The 2,038-nt window shown below is 40.6% G+C and carries 3 protein-coding genes; all 3 read left to right on the forward strand.

The window, feature by feature from the left end:
- Positions 1–343 (forward strand): RagB/SusD family nutrient uptake outer membrane protein (locus AC1DND_RS26540; RefSeq protein WP_477585681.1); only part of this gene is annotated, 343 nt, incomplete at its 5' end.
- 11 nt (positions 344–354) lie between these two features.
- Positions 355–1,134, forward strand: a complete 780-nt coding sequence (locus tag AC1DND_RS26545) for a phytanoyl-CoA dioxygenase family protein (RefSeq protein WP_477585683.1) — start codon at positions 355–357, stop codon at positions 1,132–1,134.
- Between the two features lie 9 nt (positions 1,135–1,143).
- Positions 1,144–2,038 (forward strand): dihydrodipicolinate synthase family protein (locus AC1DND_RS26550; RefSeq protein ID WP_477585685.1); only part of this gene is annotated, 895 nt, incomplete at its 3' end.

The following is a 2,038-nucleotide window of genomic DNA, read 5'->3' on the forward strand; positions in this document are numbered from 1 at the left end:
GGCCGATATCTATATGATAGCGGCCGAGGCTTATGCCGCACTTGATAATACCGCGCAGGCAATTGTGTATTTAAATAAAGTTAGAAATAGAGCCGGAAACGGAGTTTATACCGGTGCAACTGATAAAGCTACCGTAGAGCGCGCCATCTTTGACGAACGCGGCCGTGAGTTTTTCTTCGAAAACAAACGCTGGTACGATATTGTACGCTTTCATTTCGGCGGTACCATAAACGCCTATACTTACGTACCTAACCTAAAAAATAAAACGGTGCCTTTATTCTGGCCTTTATCTACAACTGTTTTGGCAGCAAATCCAAATCTGGTGCAAACACAAGGATATTAATGCAACTATTCATGAAAAACGAATCGTTATTTAATTATAAAACACTCAGTCGAGAAGAATTGACGTTTTTTAACGAAAACGGTTATCTCATCATCAAATCTATTTTAAAACCTGAAGGTTTGGCTCAGATGCAACAAGAGTGTATGGACGCCTGGGGTAAAGAAAAAGAGACCTTCGATCCGAATAAAAGCTGGCTGCAAAACGCCTTGTTGATTAATATCCACCATCAGGCCACAACAGTAAAGGGATACTATTTTAGCGGTCCGCTGGTTGAGATGGCCTCAGAAATTATCGGTCCGAATATAAAAGGAGCTACTTCACAGCTTACATTTAAAATGAAAGGCAATACAAAACCCTTTGGCTGGCATCAGGATAATGGTTATGGCGAGCTGGAGCCTTATAACGCTTTAACCACTTTAACTGCGCTTGATGATACCGACCGGGGCAATGGCTGTTTGTGGTTAATTCCAGGCAGTCATAAAAAAGGCCAGATCAGGGTAGAGCAGAACGAAGCGCAAAAGAAAAGTGGCTCTGAAATTATTGTAGAAGCCGACGATAGTTTAGCTGTACCGATGGAAATGAAGGCAGGAGATGTTTTGATTTTTAACTGTTGGATGCTTCATAAATCAGACGGTAATATTTCTGATAGCAGAGACCGAAGAATCCTGTTTTTGAGATATGCCGATGCCGATGCGATAGAAGTATACAATGGTGGCAAACCCCGCTTAGGTAGATTGGTAAAAGGCAAAACGAAGTTTAAGGAGGTTGAAGAGTTTGAAGCCGATCTCTAAAAAATACTGATGAATACATTAACTGCAAAAACTTTAAGGGGAAATTGGGCAACATTGTTATTGCCCATCCAAACTGACCAAAGGATCGATTTCGGATTATTGGCTGATGAAATAGATTGTTTGATTGAAGCGAAAGTAGATGGGATTTATTCTAACGGAACAGCAGGTGAGTTTCACAATCAGACCGAAGCAGAATTTGATCAGATTAATTGGTTGTTTGCAGAAAAATGTCAGAAAGCATCAATGCCTTTTCAGATAGGCTGCAGTCATCCTTCACCATTGATTTCATTAGAAAGGATTAAGAGATCAGTAAGCCTACAACCAAGTGCTTTTCAGGTGATTTTGCCAGATTGGGTAGTTCCTTGTGATGCTGAACAGATAGAATTTTTACAGGGAATCGCAAAGCACGCAAACGGAATTCCTTTGGTATTGTATAATCCACCACATGCAAAGCTGGAGTTAAAACCAAAAGATTACCTCAAATTCAAAACAGCGGTGCCATCACTTATTGGTATTAAAGTTTTAAGTAAAGACGTAGCTTGGACCGAAGAGATGAAGATGTATGCAAGCCATTTATCAATATTCGTCCCAGGCCATTTTTTGGCGAGTGGGGTAAAGACGGGCATTGCAGCTGGGGCTTATTCAAATGTTGCCTGTATCAATCCATCGGCAGCTCAGCACTTATGGAAACTGATGCAAACAGATCTGGATGAGGCTTTGAGGATAGAAAAAAATATGCTCAAATTCTTTAAAATATGCATTGCTCCATATCAAAAGCAACAGTACAGCAACCCGGCATTAGATAAATTTTTAGCAGCAGTTGGTGGCTATATTCAGATTCCAACACGATTAAGATGGCCCTATAAATGGATTTCGGAATCAGATGTAACATCGGTGCGCAAAC

This window comes from Pedobacter sp. 01N416 (assembly GCF_056399685.1).

Excerpts from the sequence above, each read along its gene's own strand:
- AC1DND_RS26545 (WP_477585683.1), top strand. The coding sequence starts at position 355 with ATGAAAAACGAATCGTTATTTAATTATAAAACACTCAGTCGAGAAGAA.